We start from the raw sequence: 14,685 nt of genomic DNA on the forward strand, positions 1-14,685 counted from the left end.
ATTCAGCGACATATAAATAACCTCTTCGTACCGCCCTCCCAGTACCGAGGCTTCATTACATGTCACTGGACTTTCTGCCATTCTCCCGGCCAAGCATCGGCGAGGACGAAATCGCCGCCGTGGAGCAGGTCCTGCGTTCCGGCTGGATCACCACCGGGCCGAAGAACCAGGAGCTCGAACAGCGCTTCGCCGAACGCCTCGGCTGCCGCCACGCGGTGGCGCTATCCTCGGCCACCGGCGCCCTGCACGTCACCCTGCTGGCGCTGGGCATCGGCCCCGGCGACGAAGTGATCACGCCGTCGCTGACCTGGGTCTCCACCGCCAACGTCATCACCCTGCTCGGCGCCACCCCGGTGTTCGTCGACGTCGACCGCGACACCCTGATGTGTTCGGCGCAGGCAGTGGAAGCCGCCATCGGCCCGCGCACCCGCGCCATCGTGCCGGTGCACTACGCCGGCTCTACCCTGGATCTCGAAGGCCTGCGCACGGTCGCCGGGCGCCACGGCATTGCCCTGGTCGAGGACGCCGCCCACGCGGTCGGCAGCGAATACCGCGGGCGCCCGGTAGGCTCCCGCGGCACGGCGATCTTTTCCTTCCACGCGATCAAGAACCTGACCTGCGCCGAAGGCGCGATGTTCGTCAGCGACGACAGTGCCCTCGCCGAACGGGTCCGCCGCCTCAAGTTCCACGGCCTCGGGGTCGATGCCTACGACCGCCTGAGCCATGGACGCAAGCCGCAGGCGGAAGTGATCGAGCCCGGTTTCAAATACAACCTGGCCGACCTCAACGCCGCCCTCGCGCTGGTCCAGCTCAAGCGCCTGGACGCGCTCAACGCGCGCCGCCAGGCCCTCGCCGAACGCTACCTGGAGCGCCTCGCCGGCCTGCCGCTGGCGCCGCTCGGCCTGCCCGCGCACGAGCAGCGCCACGCCTGGCACCTGTTCATCCTGCGCATCGACGCCGAGGCCTGCGGCCTGGGCCGCGACGCCTTCATGGAAGCCCTGAAGGCGCGCGGCATCGGTAGCGGCATCCATTTCATCGCCAGTCACCTGCACCACTACTACCGCCAGCGCCAGCCGCGCCTGAGCCTGCCCAACAGCGAGTGGAACTCGGCCCGCCTGTGCTCCATCCCGCTGTTCCCCGACATGCGCGACGACGACATCGAGCGCGTCGCGCGCGCCATCGAGGACATCCTGGAGAAACGTCGATGAAGCCCTATCCGATCGACCTGGTCTCGGTGGTCATCCCGGTCTACAACGAGGAAGCCAGCCTGCCCGAACTGCTGCGCCGCACCGAAGCCGCCTGCCTGGAGCTGGGCCGCGCCTTCGAGATCGTGCTGGTCGACGACGGCAGCCGCGACCGCTCCGCGGAACTCTTGCAGGCCGCCGCCGAACGCGACGGCAGCGCCGTGGTGGCGGTGATCCTCAACCGCAACTACGGCCAGCACGCGGCGATCCTCGCCGGCTTCGAACAGTCCCGTGGCGACCTGGTGATCACCCTCGATGCCGACCTGCAGAACCCGCCGGAGGAAATCCCGCGCCTGGTGGAGCGCGCCGCGCAGGGCTACGACGTGGTCGGCAGCATCCGCGCCGAGCGCCAGGACTCGGCCTGGCGGCGCTGGCCTTCGCGCCTGGTGAACCTGGCGGTGCAGCGCTCCACCGGGGTCGCCATGCACGACTACGGCTGCATGCTGCGCGCCTACCGGCGCAGCATCGTCGAAGCGATGCTGGCCTGCCGCGAACGCAGTACCTTCATCCCGATCCTGGCCAACGGCTTCGCCCGGCATACCTGCGAGATCCGCGTCGCCCACGCCGAGCGCGCCCACGGCGAATCGAAATACAGCGCGATGCGCCTGCTCAACCTGATGTTCGACCTGGTCACCTGCATGACCACCACGCCGCTGCGCCTGCTCAGCCTGGTCGGCGGCGGCATGGCCCTGGCCGGCTTCCTCTTCGCCCTGTTCCTCTTCGTGCTGCGCCTGGCCTTCGGCGCCGCCTGGGCCGGCAACGGCCTGTTCGTGCTGTTCGCCGTGCTGTTCATGTTCAGCGGCGTGCAGTTGCTCGGCATGGGCCTGCTCGGCGAGTACCTCGGGCGCATGTACAGCGACGTGCGCGCGCGGCCGCGCTTTTTCATCGAGCGCGTGGTCCGCGCCACGCCCTCCGCGCTTCCCTCGGCCCTGCAGCGGGCCGGTTTCACCTCTTCATCCAGCGAGCCTTCCACGCCATGACCTCGAAAGCCGTCGTCTTCGCCTACCACGACATCGGTTGCACCGGTATCGAAGCCCTGCTCAATGCCGGCTACGAGATCGCCGCCGTCTTCACCCATGCCGACGACCCACGGGAAAACACCTTCTACGCCTCGGTCGCACGCCTCTGCGCCGAGCGCGGCATTCCGCTGCACGCGCCCGAGGACGTGAACCATCCGCTGTGGCTGGAGCGCATCCGCCAACTGCGCCCGGACTTCCTGTTCTCCTTCTACTACCGCCGCCTGCTCGGCGCCGAACTGCTCGCCTGCGCCGCACGCGGCGCCTACAACCTGCACGGTTCGCTGCTGCCGCGCTACCGCGGACGCGCCCCGGCGAACTGGGTGCTGGTCAACGGCGAAACGCAGACCGGGGTGACCCTGCACCGCATGGTCGAGCGCGCCGACGCCGGGCCGATCCTCGCCCAGCAGGCCATCGCCATCGACCCCGAGGACACCGCCCTGAGCCTGCACGGCAAGCTGCGCAAGGCCGCCGGCGCCCTGCTGCGCGACAGCCTGCCGCTGCTCGCCCTCGGCGTGCTGCCGGAAGTCGAGCAGGACGAGAGCCAGGCCAGCCACTTCGGCCGGCGCACCCCGGCGGACGGCCTGCTCGACTGGCACAGGCCGGCACGGCAGCTGTACGACCTGGTGCGCGCAGTGACCCAGCCCTACCCCGGCGCCTTCTGCCAGGTCGGCGAACAGAAGCTGATCGTCTGGAGCGCCGAGGTGGTCGCCGGCAATCACGGCCGCGAGCCGGGCAGCGTACTGTCCTGCGACCCGCTGCGGATCGCCTGCGGCGAGGACTCGCTGGTGCTGCGCTTCGGCCAGCGCGGCGAGCGTGGCCTGTACCTGGCCGGCACCCAACTGGCCACCGAGCTGGGCCTGGTCGAGGGCGCGCGCCTGCGTGGCGCGGCGTCCGGCCCGCAGCGCCGCACGCGGGTGCTGATCCTCGGGGTCAACGGTTTCATCGGCAACCACCTGTCCGAACGCCTGCTGCGCGACGGTCGCTACGAGGTCCACGGCATGGACATCGGCTCCGACGCCATCGAACGGCTCAAGGCCGACCCGCATTTCCACTTCGTCGAAGGCGACATCGGCATCCATTCGGAGTGGCTCGAATACCATGTGAAGAAATGCGACGTGATCCTGCCGCTGGTAGCCATCGCCACGCCCATCGAGTACACGCGCAACCCGCTGCGGGTGTTCGAACTGGACTTCGAGGAAAACCTGCGGATCGTCCGCTACTGCGTGAAATACGGCAAACGCGTGGTGTTCCCTTCCACCTCCGAGGTCTACGGCATGTGCCAGGACCCGGACTTCGACGAAGACCGCTCGAACCTGGTGGTCGGGCCGATCAACAAGCAGCGCTGGATCTACTCGGTGTCCAAGCAGTTGCTCGACCGGGTGATCTGGGCCTACGGCCAGCAGGGCCTGCGCTTCACCCTGTTCCGTCCGTTCAACTGGATGGGCCCGCGCCTGGACCGCCTGGATTCGGCGCGGATCGGCAGCTCGCGGGCGATCACCCAGCTCATCCTGCACCTGGTCGAAGGCACGCCGATCCGCCTGGTCGACGGCGGCGCGCAGAAGCGCTGCTTCACCGACGTCGACGACGGCATCGAGGCCCTCGCGCGGATCATCGACAACCGCGACGGCCGCTGCGACGGGCAGATCGTCAACATCGGCAACCCGGACAACGAGGCGAGCATCCGCCAGCTCGGCGAGGAACTGCTGCGCCAGTTCGAGGCCCACCCGCTGCGCGCGCAGTTCCCGCCCTTCGCCGGCTTCCGCGAGGTGGAGAGCCGCAGCTTCTACGGCGACGGCTACCAGGACGTGGCCCACCGCAAGCCGAGCATCGACAACGCCCGGCGCCTGCTCGACTGGCAGCCCACCATCGAACTGCGCGAGACCATCGGCAAGACCCTCGACTTCTTCCTCCACGAAGCGCTCCGCGAGCGCGAGGCACAGGCGTGATCCAGGCCGGCCTGCGCATCGACGTCGACACCTTCCGCGGCACCCGCGACGGGGTGCCGCGGCTGCTCGAGCTGCTCGACGAAGCCGGGCTGAAGGCGACCTTCTTCTTCAGCGTCGGTCCGGACAACATGGGCCGCCACCTCTGGCGCCTGGCGCGCCCGGCGTTCCTCTGGAAGATGCTCCGCTCGCGCGCCGCCAGCCTGTATGGCTGGGACATCCTGCTGGCCGGCACCGCCTGGCCGGGCAAGCCGATCGGCCGCGAACTCGGCCCGCTGATGCGGCGGACCCAGGCCGCCGGCCACGAGGTCGGCCTGCACGCCTGGGACCACCATGCCTGGCAGACCCACGCCGGCGTCTGGAGCGTGCAGCAGCTCGGCGAGCAGATCCGCCGCGGCAGCGATTGCCTGGCGGACATCCTCGGCCAGCCGGTGCGTTGTTCCGCCGCCGCCGGCTGGCGCGCCGACGGCCGGGTGGTCGAGGCCAAGCAGCCCTTCGGCTTCCGCTACAACAGCGACTGCCGCGGACGCGGCGCGTTCCGCCCGCGCCTGGCCGACGGCAGCCCTGGCATCCCGCAGGTGCCGGTGAACCTGCCGACCTTCGACGAGGTGGTCGGTCCCGGCCTGCCGCGCGAGGCCTACAACGACTTCATCCTGGAACGCTTCGCCGCTGGCCGCGACAACGTCTACACCATCCACGCCGAGGTCGAGGGGCTGCTCCTCGCCCCGGCGTTCCGCGAACTGCTGCGGCGCGCCGAACGGCGCGGCATCCGCTTCCGCCCGTTGGGCGAACTGCTGCCGGACGATCCGCGCAGCCTGCCGCTGGCCGAACTGGTGCGCGGCCGCCTGGCCGGCCGCGAGGGCTGGCTGGGAGTGCGCCAGCCATGAGCCGCCGCCAGACCTGGTCGCTGCTGCTGATCGCCTTCGGCCTGTTCTACCTGGTTCCATTGAGCAACCATGGCCTGTGGATTCCCGACGAGACCCGCTACGCGCAGATCAGCCAGGCGATGCTGCTGGGCGGCGACTGGGTGTCGCCGCACTTCCTCGGCCTGCGCTACTTCGAGAAGCCGGTCGCCGGCTACTGGATGATCGCCCTCGGCCAGGCGGTCTTCGGCGAAAACCTGTTCGGCGTGCGCATCGCCTCGGTCGTCGCCACCGCCCTCAGCGTCCTGCTCGCCTACCTGCTGGCCCGCCGCCTGTGGCGCGACCCGCGCACCAGCCTGGCGTGCGCGCTGCTCTACGCCAGCTTCGGCTTGATCGCCGGGCAGTCCGGCTATGCCAACCTCGACCCGCAATTCACCTTCTGGGTCAACCTGAGCCTGGTGGCGCTGTGGTACGCCCTCGACGCGGGGAGCCGCCGCGCGCGCCTGCTCGGCTGGACCCTGCTCGGCCTCGCCTGCGGCATGGGCTTCCTGACCAAGGGCTTCCTCGCCTGGCTGCTGCCGGTGCTGGTCGCCCTGCCCTACATGCTCTGGCAGCGGCGCTGGCGCGAGCTGCTTGGCTACGGCGCGCTGGCGGTGCTGGCGGCGCTGCTCGTCTGCCTGCCCTGGGCGCTCGCCGTGCATGCGCGGGAAGCGGACTACTGGCGGTTCTTCTTCTGGCACGAACACATCCGTCGCTTCGCCGGCGAAGACGCCCAGCACTCTCGCCCGTGGTGGTTCTACCTGCCGTTGCTGGCGGTCTCCTGCCTGCCCTGGAGCGGCCTGCTGCCGAGCGCGCTGCGCCAGGCCTGGCACGAGCGGCGCCAGGCGCCGGTGGTCTTCCTGGCGCTATGGCTGCTGTTGCCGCTGGCGTTCTTCAGCCTGAGCCGGGGCAAGCTGCCGACCTACATCATGCCCTGCCTGCTGCCGCTGGCGCTGCTCATGGGCCACGCTCTGGTGCAGCGGCTGCGCCAGGGGAACAGCGTCGCGCTGCGCGGCAACGGGCTGCTCAACCTGGGCCTGGCGCTCCTCGCGCTGGCGGCCCTGGCCTACCTGCAACTGCGCAAGCCGGTGTACCAGGAAGAACCCTTCGAGCTGTTCCTGGTCCTCCTGGTGATCGGCGCCTGGGCCGCCGCCGGCCTCGCCCAGTGGCGCTACCCGCTACGCGCCTGGGCCGCGCCGCTGCTGGCGAGCTGGGTACTGATCGCACTGCTGCCGGCGGCGATGCCCAACCATGTGGTGCAGAACAAGACCCCCGACCTGTTCGTCGCCGAACACCTCGACGAACTGGCCGGCGCCCGCCATCTGCTGAGCAACGACCTCGGCGCCGCCTCGGCCCTCGCCTGGCGCCTGCGCCGTAGCGACGTGACGCTCTACGACACGCGCGGCGAGCTGAAGTACGGCCTCTCCTACCCCGAGCACAGCCAGCGCAGCGTGCCCTTGGCAGACATCCGCCAGTGGCTCTGGCGGGCACGCCAGGACGGCTCGGTGGCCGTGCTGCTGCGGATCAACAGCGCCAGCGACCGCTACCAGCTGGCGCTGTTGCCGGGCGACGGCGAACGCTACCGGAACGGCAACCTGGTCCTGGCGATCCTGCCGCAGGTGCGCCCATGAGCGCCGCGCTGCTGCTCGCCACCCTGCTCATGACCGGCCTCGGCCAGGTTGCGCAGAAGCTCACCGTGGAGCACTGGCACCTGGTCGCCGCCGACGGCTGGACGGCGCGCCTGCGCAGTCCGTGGCCGTGGCTGGCGCTGCTCGCCCTCGGGCTCGGCCTGCTCTGCTGGCTGCTGCTCCTGCAACGGGTGGAAGTCGGCAGCGCCTATCCGATGCTGGCGCTGAACTTCGTCCTGGTCACCCTGGCGGCACGCTTCGTCTTCGATGAGCCGGTGGATCGCCGCCACCTCGCCGGCCTGTTGCTGATCGTCGCCGGCGTGGCCCTGCTCGGGAGGAGCGCATGAACGCGCTACGCGGCTGGCTGGCGGCCCTGGGCAGCGTGCTGCTGGCCAGCGCCGCCCAGCTCGGCATGCGCTGGGGCATGAGCCGCCTGCCGCTGCCGGAAGCCTGGGCCGGGCAAACGCCGGAGCGCGCCGCGCTGCTCGCGGTAGCCCTGGCGGTGGCGGCCTACGCCGCCTCCCTGCTGTGCTGGCTGGCCGCCCTGCGCCACCTGCCGCTGGGCCGCGCCTACAGCCTGTTGAGCGCCAGCTACGCGCTGGTCTACCTGCTGGCGGCGAGCCTGCCGGCGTTCGATGAAACCTTCAGTACCAGCAAGACCCTGGGCGTAGGCCTGGTGGTGCTCGGCGTGTTGACCGTCAACGCCCGCCGCACCGCTGCCGCGCCCGCGCATCATCCGTCGAGGAAAGCACCATGAAGATCAGCGTATTCGGCAGTGGCTATGTAGGACTGGTGCAGGCCGCCGTCCTCGCCGAAGTGGGCCACGATGTACTGTGCATGGACATCGACCGGAACAAGGTCGAACGCCTCGCGCAGGGCCTCGCCAGCATCTACGAACCCGGGCTCGACGCCTTGCTGCGCGAAGGCCTGGACAGCGGCCGCCTGCGTTTCAGCAGCGATGCGCGCCTGGCCGTGGAGCACGGCCGGGTGCAGTTCATCGCGGTCGGCACCCCGCCTGGCGAGGACGGCGCGGCCGATCTCGGCGCGGTCTTCGCGGTGGCCGATGCCATCGCCGAGCATCGCCGCAAGCCCGTCATCGTGGTGGAGAAATCGACCGTCCCGGTAGGCACCGGCGACCGCCTGCGCGCGCACATCGAGCGGCGCCTGGAAGCCGACGGACGCGAACTGGAATTCGAGATCGTCTCCAACCCGGAATTCCTCAAGGAAGGCTCCGCCGTCGTCGACTGCCGACGCCCGGACCGCATCGTGGTCGGCTGCGACAACGAAGAGGTGCGCCAGGTGATGCGCGAACTCTACGAGCCGTTCAACCGCAACCACGACCGCATGCTGTTCATGGGCCTGCGCAGCGCCGAACTGACCAAGTACGCGGCGAACGGCATGCTGGCGACCAAGATCAGCTTCATCAACCAGATCGCCGAACTGGCCGAACACCTCGGCGCCGACATCGAGGCGGTGCGCCAGGGCATCGGCGCCGACCCGCGGATCGGCTACCACTTCATCTACCCCGGCTGCGGCTACGGCGGCTCCTGCTTCCCCAAGGACATGCGCGCGCTGATCCACAGCGCCGAGCAGGCGCATTGCTCCAGCGACCTGTTGCAGGCAGTGGAAGCGATCAACCGGCGGCAGAAGCACAAGCTGTTCGAACGCATCCGGGTGTTCTACGACGGCGACCTGCGCGGCAAGACCTTCGCCCTCTGGGGCCTGGCCTTCAAGCCGAACACCGACGACATGCGCGACGCGCCCAGCCGCGAACTGATGGAAGCGCTCTGGCGCCACGGCGCGCAGGTGCGCGCCTACGATCCCGAAGCCATGCAGGAAACCCAGCGGCTCTATGGCCACGACGAACGCCTGAGCCTGATGGGCACCCCCGAGGCGACCCTGGGAGGCGCCGATGCGCTGGTCATCTGCACCGAGTGGCAGCAATTCAAGGCACCGGATTTCGAGCTGCTCAAGGAGCGCCTGAAGGCCCCGGTGATCTTCGACGGGCGCAACCTCTACGACCCCGAGCGCATGGCCCGCCACGGCTTCCACTACTACCCGATGGGACGCGGGCAGTCCTGCTCGTTGCCGATCAACGAGGCCAGCCTCGCACAGGAAGATGGCGTGCGCCTGTTGCGCCAGGCCTGAGGCCGCCCCAGGTCGGATCGACCGCTGGGGCGAATAACCGCTGCGGTTATCCGCCGGTTCGCCGGAGTATCGGCGGATAACGCCTGCGGCGTTATTCGCCCTACCCCCTGCCACGTAGCTCAGGTGGCGTAGGGCGCATGACCGCCTCGCGGCTATCCGCCAGCCGCCGGTTCCCGCGAGGACGAGGTCCCCAGCGCCAGCCCCGGCTCGGCGCCGCGCTTGAGCACGGCGTAGAGCAGCCCGGTAAGCAGGCTGCCGGCGACGATCGCCAGCAGGTACGCCAGGGCGTGGTTGATCGCGTTGGGCACCAGCATCACGAACAACCCGCCGTGAGGCGCCTGCAACTTGCAGCCGAAATACATCGACAGGGCGCCGGTCAGCGCGCCGCCGGCGATGCTCGCCGGGATCACCCGCAGCGGGTCCTTGGCGGCGAACGGGATGGCGCCTTCGGAGATGAAGCACAGCCCCAGCACCGAGGCTGCCTTGCCGGCCTGCCGCTCGCTCTCGGCGAACTTGCGCCGCGCCAGCAGGGTCGCCAGGCCCATGCCGATCGGCGGCACCATGCCCGCCGCCATCACCGCCGCCATCGGCGCGTAGCTGTGCGACGAGAGCAGGCCGACGGAAAAGGCGTAGGCGGCCTTGTTGACCGGTCCGCCGAGGTCGACGCACATCATCCCGCCGAGCAGCAGGCCGAGGAGGATGGCATTGGAGGTACCCATGCCGTCGAGGAACCCGGTCAGTGCCGCGAGCATCCCGGCCACCGGCTTGCCGACCACGTAGAGCATCAGCAGGCCGGTGACCAGGCTGGCCAGCAACGGGATGACCAGGATCGGCTTCAGCGCTTCCAGGCTCGCCGGCAGCCTCAGCCCGTGGCTGATGGCCCGCGCCGCATAGCCGGCGATGAAGCCGGCGACTATCCCGCCGATGAACCCGGCGCCGAGGGTCCCGGCGAGCAGGCCGCCGAGCATGCCCGGCGCCAGGCCCGGGCGGTCGGCGATGGAATAGGCGATGTAGCCGGCGAGCATCGGCACCATCAGGACGAAAGCCGTGTCGCCGACCGTCCTCAGCACCGCCGCCAGGCTGCCCGGCTGCTTGTAGGCATCGATGCCGAAGGCCAGCGACAGGGCGATCAGCAGGCCGCCCGCGACCACCATCGGCAACATGAACGACACCCCGGTCAGCAGGTGCTTGTACACCCCGCGCTTCTCGTCCCTGGCGACCACCGCGCTGGCTGCGCCCGCGCTCTCGACCTGCCCTTCCGCCAGCGCCCGCTCGAGCGTCGCGCGGGCCTGCTTGAGGGCCACGCCGGTGCCGCAACGGTAGATCTTCTTGCCGGCGAAACGGGCCGTGTCCACGTCGATGTCGGCGGCCAGCAGGACCACGTCGGCGGCGGCGATGTCCGCCGGGTCGAGCGGGTTGCGCGCGCCGACCGAGCCCTGGGTCTCGACCTGCAACGCGAAGCCCAGTTGCCCCGCCGCGAGCTGCAACGCCTCGGCGGCCATGAAGGTATGCGCCACGCCGGTCGGACAGGCGGTCACCGCGACGATCCGCGGTGCCGCTCCGGCCTCCGGCGCAACCAGGCCGGCCTCGTCCCCGGCGACCTCCACGCTCGCCAGGGCGGCGGCCCGCTGGAGGAAGGCGCGCGGATCGGCCAGCGCCTCGGCGGGACGCGCGCGATACACCGGCTTGCCGACGAAACGCGCCGCCGCCAGCGGCTCGACGCCGACCAGCAGGACCCAGTCGGCTTCGGCGATCTGTTCGGCGCTCAGTTCGCCCTCGGGCCTCGACCCGGCATTCGCCTCGACGCAGGTTTCCCAGCCCAGGCGCTCGGCGGCGCCCCGCAGCAGGCGCGCGGCGAGCACGCTGGTGACCTGTCCGCCAGGGCAGGCGGTGACGATCGCTAGTTTCATCTCAGGCCTCCTCGACCAATGGCTGCACCACGACGCCCGCTTCGATCCGCGCCAGGCGCTGCGGATCGCCGATGCCGAACTCGAACTGGGTCACCGCCAGACTGGCGATGGCGGTGGCCTGACGCAGCACCCGCTCGGCCGGCCAGCCGCTGGCCAGGCCGTGCAGCATGCCGGCCAGCAGGGAATCGCCGGCGCCCACCGTGCTGGCCACGTCCACCGCCGGCGGCCGCGCCTGCCAGGCACCCTCGGCGGCGAACCAGTTGACCCCCGCGGCGCCCTGGGAAATCACCACCTGGCCTACCCCGTCATGGCGCAGGCGTTCGGCCGCCTGGCGCTGTGCGACCAGGTCATCCATCGGCGCCGAGCAGAGATCGGCCAGTTCCTCGACGTTCGGCTTGATCATCCACGGCGCAGCCTTCACACCTTCGCGCAGGGCCGCGCCACTGCTGTCGAAGGCGACCTTCAGGCCGAGGCGCCGCAAGCGCCGCAGCAGTTCGCCCAGCCATTCCGGCTCGACCCCGCGCGGCAGGCTGCCGGCGACCACCGCCAGCTCGTGCTCCCCGGCAAGCCGGTCGAGGCGTTCGAGCAACGCAGCCTGGGCTCGCTCGTCGGCCTCCGGGCCCGGCCCGTTGAGGTCGCTGACGCGCCCGCCGCGCTCGGCCAGCTTGATGTTGCTGCGGGTTTCGCCCGGCACCCGGACGAACGCATCGGCGAAGCCACGACGCTGGAACATGGCGGTGAACGGCGGCTGGTTGTCTTCGCCGAGGAAGCCGCTGACCGTCAACCGATGGCCGAGGTCGGCAAGCACCTGGGCGACGTTCAGGCCCTTGCCGGCGGCCTGGGTCAGCACCGCCTCGCTGCGGTTAACCGCCCCCAGTTCCAGCTGGCGCAGGCGCACGGTGAGGTCCAGCGCCGGGTTCAGGGTAATCGTCAGGATCCGCGCCATTACTGCACCTCCGCTTCCACCAGGGCCCGGACCTCGGCGGCGCTCGCCAGGCCCAGGGCTTTGCGGGCCAGGCCGCGCGCAGCGACCAGCTGCAGTTCGCGCACGCCGGCCTTGACCAGGGCGATGCTGCGCGCCGAAACGCTCAGCTCGTCCACTCCCAGGCCGACCAGCAGCGGCAACGCCAGCGGGTCGGCCGCCAGTTCGCCGCAGACGCCGACCCACTTGCCCTCGGCATGGGCGGCGCGGACGGTCATGTCGATCAGTTGCAGCACCGCCGGATGCAGGCCGTCGGCCTGGGTCGAAAGACTCGGGTGGCCGCGATCGATAGCCAGGGTGTACTGGGTCAGGTCGTTGGTGCCGACGCTGAAGAAGTCCACCTCGCGGGCCAGCACCGGCGCGAGCAACGCCGCCGAGGGCACCTCGACCATGATCCCCAGTTGCAGGTCGGCCAGCGGGATTTCCTCGCGCAGGCGCAGCGCCAGGTCACGCGCCTGGCGCCATTCGTCGAGGCTGCCGACCATCGGAAACATCACCCGCAGCGGTCGCTCCCCGGCGGCGCGGAACAGCGCGCGCAACTGGGTCTCGAGGATCTGCGGTCGCTGCAGGGTCAAGCGGATACCGCGCAGGCCCAGATAGGGATTCTCTTCGTGGGGAATCGGCCAGTACGGCAGCGGCTTGTCCCCGCCGACATCCAGGGTCCGCGCCACCAGCGGACGTCCGTCGAGGGCGTCGAGCACCCGACGGTATTCCGCTTCCTGGGTCGCCAGGTCCGGCGCGCGGGCGTTGTTCATGAAGACGAACTCGGTGCGCAGCAGGCCGACGCCCTCGGCGCCCAGCTCCACCGCGCGCGCGGCGCCGGCGGTGTCGCCAAGGTTGGCGCAGACTTCCACCGCGTGGCCGTCGCGGGTCCGCGCAGGCTCCAGGCGCTGCGCGTCGGCGCGGGCCTGGCGCTGCTGGCGGGCGTCGCGCTCGGCGGCGGCCTGCTGCAACTGTTCGGTGCTCGGCGCCACCTGCAGCCAGCCGTGCTCGCCATCCAGCAGCAGCGCCGTGCCCGGCTCCAGGCCGAGCACCGCCGCGCCGGCGCCGACCAATGCCGGAATGCCGAGGGCGCGGGCGATGATCGCGCTGTGCGAAGTGGCGCCGCCGCGCGCCGTGAGGATGCCGGCGACCCGCTGGGCGTCGAGGCGGGCGACATCGGAGGGGCCGACCTCGTCCATCACCAGGATGTACGGCTGCTCCGGCTCGCGCGGCGCCTCCACCCCGCAGAGCCTGGCCAGCACCCGCCGGCCGAGGTCGCGGAGGTCGGCGGCGCGCTCGGCGAGCAGCGCGTCGTGCAGCGCCTCCTGCTGCGCCGCGCTGTCTTCCACCACCCGACTCCAGGCCGCTTCGGCGCTTTCGCCGCGATTCAGGCGCAGTTGCACCTGCTCGGCCAGTTCCGGATCGTCGAGCATCTCCCGGTGGGTGACGAAAATCTCGCGGATCGCCTTCACCGTGCTGCGTTCGACCAGGCCGACGATCTCCTCGTCCACCGCCCGCTTGGCCCGCAGCAGGCGCTCGCGTTCATGGGCCGGCGACTCGCCACGCGGCTGGAACTCGAAGCGCTGCGCCACCTGGACATGCGCCGGACCACTGGCGATGCCCGGCGACGCGGCGATCGCCTGCAGGCGCTCGCCGGCGCGCAGCGGCGCCGGCCGGGCATCCTCTTCCGCCTCGCCGACGGCATCGGGCAAGGCCTCCTCCGCCAGCGCTTCGACCTCCTCGCCGAGCCCCTCGCGCACCGCGGCCAGCAAGGCTGGCAGCGCGTCCTCGGCGATCGCCGGCTCGGCGCTGAACTCCAGCGTCTGGCCGCGTCGCGCGCCGAGGGCGAGCAGCTTGCTCAGGCTCTTCGCCGAGACGGGGGCCGCCTCGCTGTCGGCCAGGCGCACCCGGATCTCGCCGGCGAAGCCCTTGGCCAGCTGCGCCAGCGCCTGCGCCGGGCGGGCATGCAGGCCATGCGGGTTGGCCAGGATCGCTCGCGCGCTGGGCCAGTCCGGCGGCAGCTCGCCACCGAGCGCCGCGAGTACGCTGCGGCTGCTGGTGGCGCGCACCAGTTCGGCGCCACGCCCTTCCAGCAACAGGTCGCACAGGCGTTCGAGCAGCGCCTGGTGCGCTTCGCCCAGGCTGGCCAGGCAGAACAGCCCGGTGACCGGTTGCCCCTGGTGCTGCAACGGTTGCGCCGGAGTGACGAAGGCCAGCCCGGGGCGCTTCACCAATTGTTCGCTGTGCAACCAGCACAGCCCGTCGCCCAGCGGCAACGGTTCGGTCTGCTGGAGCACGGCGGCGAAGCCGTTCTCCACGCAGCCGGCCTTCTTCAACAGGCGCGCGCCGAGCCAGGCCAGTTCGTCGAGGTCCTCGGCGTTCTGGCCGAGGCCGACCAGTTGTGCGTCCAGCGCCAGTTCCTGCGGCGCGCCCTGCAACAGGCCGAGGACTTCCTCGGCGCTGGCGGCCGCGCTCAGCGCCGGTCCCAGGTCGGCCTCGCCGAGGGCGCGGGTGAGCAATTGCAGGAGCTGCAGGTGTTCGTCGGACTTCGCTGCGATGCCGATGGCCAGGTAGACCTGCTGGCCATCGCCCCAGTCCACTCCCTCGGGGAATTGCAGCAGGCGCACACCGGTGCTGAAGACCAGCTCGCGGGTATCCGGGGTCCCATGGGGTATGGCGATGCCCTGGCCGAGGTAGGTGGAGCCTTGTGCCTCGCGCGCCTTCAGGCCCTCGGCATAGCCGGGCGCGGCCAGGCCGTCGGCGACCAGCGCCGCGCCGAGCAGGCGCAGGGCTTCGGCCTTGTCCGCGGCGCGCTGGCCCATGCGGATCTGCCGGGTATCGAGTTCGAGCATGGAAACCTCCTCAGGAGCGAACGGCTCCCCGTCTCACGTCCGGATCGTCCCGCCGCGCCGAGGCGCGGGCGCGGG

General features: G+C 70.8%; 11 protein-coding genes. 8 read left to right on the forward strand and 3 right to left on the reverse strand.

The genetic code is table 11. The features are described from left to right. Positions 1-59: 59 nt before the first annotated feature. The 8 genes from arnB to FOC67_RS18920 are packed head-to-tail and all read left to right on the forward strand — an operon-like array spanning position 60 to position 8,884. Complete coding sequence (gene arnB, locus FOC67_RS18885) at positions 60-1,208, forward strand: UDP-4-amino-4-deoxy-L-arabinose aminotransferase (protein WP_003110468.1); 1,149 nt, start codon at positions 60-62, stop codon at positions 1,206-1,208. Next, positions 1,205-2,224 (forward strand): undecaprenyl-phosphate 4-deoxy-4-formamido-L-arabinose transferase, encoded by a 1,020-nt coding sequence (gene arnC, locus FOC67_RS18890; RefSeq protein ID WP_009313569.1) that lies wholly within the window; start codon positions 1,205-1,207, stop codon positions 2,222-2,224. The genes arnB and arnC overlap by 4 nt, the downstream gene beginning before the upstream one ends. Further along, positions 2,221-4,209: a bifunctional UDP-4-amino-4-deoxy-L-arabinose formyltransferase/UDP-glucuronic acid oxidase ArnA gene (gene arnA / locus FOC67_RS18895; RefSeq protein WP_009313568.1), complete on the forward strand. Its 1,989-nt coding sequence runs from the start codon at positions 2,221-2,223 to the stop codon at positions 4,207-4,209. The genes arnC and arnA overlap by 4 nt, the downstream gene beginning before the upstream one ends. Continuing rightward, on the forward strand, positions 4,206-5,093 hold the full coding sequence (gene arnD / locus FOC67_RS18900) for a 4-deoxy-4-formamido-L-arabinose-phosphoundecaprenol deformylase (protein WP_003110469.1): 888 nt from the start codon (positions 4,206-4,208) through the stop codon (positions 5,091-5,093). The genes arnA and arnD overlap by 4 nt, the downstream gene beginning before the upstream one ends. Further along, complete coding sequence (gene arnT, locus FOC67_RS18905) at positions 5,090-6,739, forward strand: lipid IV(A) 4-amino-4-deoxy-L-arabinosyltransferase (protein ID WP_003110470.1); 1,650 nt, start codon at positions 5,090-5,092, stop codon at positions 6,737-6,739. Before arnD ends, arnT begins: the two co-directional genes overlap by 4 nt. Beyond that, on the forward strand, positions 6,736-7,083 hold the full coding sequence (locus FOC67_RS18910) for an EamA family transporter (protein ID WP_003110471.1): 348 nt from the start codon (positions 6,736-6,738) through the stop codon (positions 7,081-7,083). The genes arnT and FOC67_RS18910 overlap by 4 nt, the downstream gene beginning before the upstream one ends. Further along, complete coding sequence (gene arnF / locus FOC67_RS18915) at positions 7,080-7,493, forward strand: 4-amino-4-deoxy-L-arabinose-phosphoundecaprenol flippase subunit ArnF (RefSeq protein ID WP_003110472.1); 414 nt, start codon at positions 7,080-7,082, stop codon at positions 7,491-7,493. Before FOC67_RS18910 ends, arnF begins: the two co-directional genes overlap by 4 nt. Continuing rightward, the gene (locus FOC67_RS18920) at positions 7,490-8,884 is read left to right on the forward strand and encodes a UDP-glucose 6-dehydrogenase (RefSeq protein ID WP_003110473.1); all 1,395 of its coding nucleotides are present in this window, start codon (positions 7,490-7,492) and stop codon (positions 8,882-8,884) included. Before arnF ends, FOC67_RS18920 begins: the two co-directional genes overlap by 4 nt. A gap of 152 nt (positions 8,885-9,036) precedes the next feature. Here FOC67_RS18920 and FOC67_RS18925 read toward each other — a convergent pair whose 3' ends face one another. From FOC67_RS18925 to ptsP, 3 genes are read right to left on the reverse strand one after another with little or no spacing between them, the layout of a single operon-like run. Beyond that, a complete protein-coding gene (locus tag FOC67_RS18925; protein ID WP_003107161.1) occupies positions 9,037-10,794 on the reverse strand; it encodes a PTS fructose-like transporter subunit IIB in 1,758 nt (585 codons plus the stop codon). 1 nt (position 10,795) lies between these two features. Next, a complete protein-coding gene (gene pfkB / locus FOC67_RS18930; RefSeq protein WP_003110474.1) occupies positions 10,796-11,740 on the reverse strand; it encodes a 1-phosphofructokinase in 945 nt (314 codons plus the stop codon). After that, entirely contained in the window at positions 11,740-14,610 is a 2,871-nt protein-coding gene (ptsP, locus tag FOC67_RS18935) for a phosphoenolpyruvate--protein phosphotransferase (protein ID WP_174707747.1), read from the reverse strand. The genes pfkB and ptsP overlap by 1 nt, the downstream gene beginning before the upstream one ends. Positions 14,611-14,685 lie beyond the last annotated feature (75 nt).

It is taken from the genome of Pseudomonas sp. FDAARGOS_761, from assembly GCF_013343155.1.
Classification (GTDB): Bacteria; Pseudomonadota; Gammaproteobacteria; order Pseudomonadales; family Pseudomonadaceae; genus Pseudomonas; species Pseudomonas aeruginosa.

What these genes read in the sequence shown, in the direction of transcription:
- arnB (WP_003110468.1), top strand. Translation starts at nt 60, where the DNA reads ATGTCACTGGACTTTCTGCCATTCTCCCGGCCAAGCATCGGCGAGGAC.
- arnC (WP_009313569.1), top strand. Translation starts at nt 1,205, where the DNA reads ATGAAGCCCTATCCGATCGACCTGGTCTCGGTGGTCATCCCGGTCTAC.
- arnA (WP_009313568.1), top strand. Translation starts at nt 2,221, where the DNA reads ATGACCTCGAAAGCCGTCGTCTTCGCCTACCACGACATCGGTTGCACC.
- arnT (WP_003110470.1), top strand. Translation starts at nt 5,090, where the DNA reads ATGAGCCGCCGCCAGACCTGGTCGCTGCTGCTGATCGCCTTCGGCCTG.
- FOC67_RS18910 (WP_003110471.1), top strand. Translation starts at nt 6,736, where the DNA reads ATGAGCGCCGCGCTGCTGCTCGCCACCCTGCTCATGACCGGCCTCGGC.
- arnF (WP_003110472.1), top strand. Translation starts at nt 7,080, where the DNA reads ATGAACGCGCTACGCGGCTGGCTGGCGGCCCTGGGCAGCGTGCTGCTG.
- FOC67_RS18920 (WP_003110473.1), top strand. Translation starts at nt 7,490, where the DNA reads ATGAAGATCAGCGTATTCGGCAGTGGCTATGTAGGACTGGTGCAGGCC.
- FOC67_RS18925 (WP_003107161.1), bottom strand. Translation starts at nt 10,794, where the DNA reads ATGAAACTAGCGATCGTCACCGCCTGCCCTGGCGGACAGGTCACCAGC.
- pfkB (WP_003110474.1), bottom strand. Translation starts at nt 11,740, where the DNA reads ATGGCGCGGATCCTGACGATTACCCTGAACCCGGCGCTGGACCTCACC.
- ptsP (WP_174707747.1), bottom strand. Translation starts at nt 14,610, where the DNA reads ATGCTCGAACTCGATACCCGGCAGATCCGCATGGGCCAGCGCGCCGCG.